Below are 1,402 nucleotides of genomic sequence, written 5' to 3' on the forward strand. Positions count from 1 at the left end.
CGGCCGGGGTCGCGGCCGGGGTGCCGACCGCGATGCTCTCCCGCGGCATCGCCGGCGTCGCGGGGCGCACGCTCGTCGTCAACCTGCCGGGCTCCGTCGGGGGAGTGCGCGACGGTCTGGCGGTGCTCGAGGCCGTCGTCCCGCATGCTCTCGACCAGATTGCCGGTGGTGACCACTGATGTCCTCGTGGTGGCCGGTGACCCTGCACGCCACCCACCCGAACGGCACGGAGGTGACGCTGCGGCCCCTGCGGCGGCGGGACCGCCGCGAGTGGACGGCGTTGCGTGCGACCAATCTCGATTGGTTGCGTGAGTGGGAGTCGACGCTGCCCGAACCGTCCGACCGGCAACTGTCCTTCCGCGGCCTGGTCCGGCTCTACCACGTCGAGGCCACAGCGGGTCGGATGCTGCCGCTGGTGATCGAGGCCGACGGCAGGCTGGTGGGCCAGATGCATCTCTTCGGCGTCGCATGGGGATCGCTGCGCTCCGGAGCGATCGGCTACTGGATCGATCGCTCGGTGGCGGGGCAGGGTCTCACCCCGTTTGCGTTGGCGTTGCTGGGCGACTTCGCGATGCGCGACATGGGCTTGCACCGGATCGAGGTCAACATCCGGCCGGACAACGCCCCGAGCCTGCGGGTCGTCGAGAAGCTGGCCTTCCGGGACGAAGGGCTCCGGCAGGGCTACCTGCACATCAACGGGGCCTGGCACGACCACCGCACGTTCGCGCTGACCGTCGAGGACCTGCATGGCGAGCGCCTGATGGACCGGCTGAATCGCTCGTCGGGCCAGCCACTTTGGCGACACACCGAGCAGGGTCCACGTTAGGTCGCTGATACCGCCTACCGTCGGTCCCGTGCCTTCCAGCAGCCTGATCTTCGTTCTCGTCGTGGCAATCTGGGCTGCCTACCTGCTGCAGCACTGGATTCGCCGCCGCGACCACCTGTCGACCGCCCGATCGGTCGACCGCTTCTCCGAGGCCATGCGGGTCCTCGAGCGTCGCAAGCCCCTTCCGGAGTCGCCGCTGGCGGCTCCGGAGCCACGTTCCTACGCCGTGAGCCCGGCCCGTCCCTCGAGGGCCACCGTGACCGTCAAGCGTGCCGTTGCCCAGCGGCCCGCGGCGCCGGCCGCCACTCGGACCGCTCGGGCCACCGAGGCACCGAAGGTGCGGGTCCGGGGACGCATGGCGAGGCTGCTCTCCGGGCTGACTCGCCGGCGGCTGCACGGCGCCTCCTTCGTCCTCTGCCTGCTGGCCGTCGTCGGGAGCGCCGTCCTGGTCCCCGTGATCGGACTGACGTGGTGGGCGGCCGGCGGTTCCGGCGTGCTGCTCGTGCTCGACCTGGTCTGGCTGCGGCACGCGGCCGCCGTCCGGCGCCGGCGGAGTCGTCAGGAACACGCCGCCCG

Annotated in this window: 2 protein-coding genes and 1 pseudogene; all 3 read left to right on the plus strand. The window is 71.6% G+C overall.

What is annotated here, in order from left to right:
• On the plus strand, positions 1-179 hold a 179-nt coding region (locus FRW57_RS24660), incomplete at its 5' end, for a MogA/MoaB family molybdenum cofactor biosynthesis protein (protein WP_420853282.1).
• Entirely contained in the window at positions 179-826 is a 648-nt protein-coding gene (locus FRW57_RS21560) for a GNAT family N-acetyltransferase (protein ID WP_137119993.1), read from the plus strand. The genes FRW57_RS24660 and FRW57_RS21560, both read left to right, overlap by 1 nt.
• A 28-nt stretch (positions 827-854) precedes the next feature.
• Positions 855-1,402 (plus strand): annotated as a pseudogene (locus FRW57_RS21565) (hypothetical protein); the annotation flags it as partial.

It is taken from the genome of Segeticoccus rhizosphaerae, from assembly GCF_009192725.1.
In the GTDB taxonomy this organism is placed as follows: Bacteria; Actinomycetota; Actinomycetes; order Actinomycetales; family Dermatophilaceae; genus Segeticoccus; species Segeticoccus rhizosphaerae.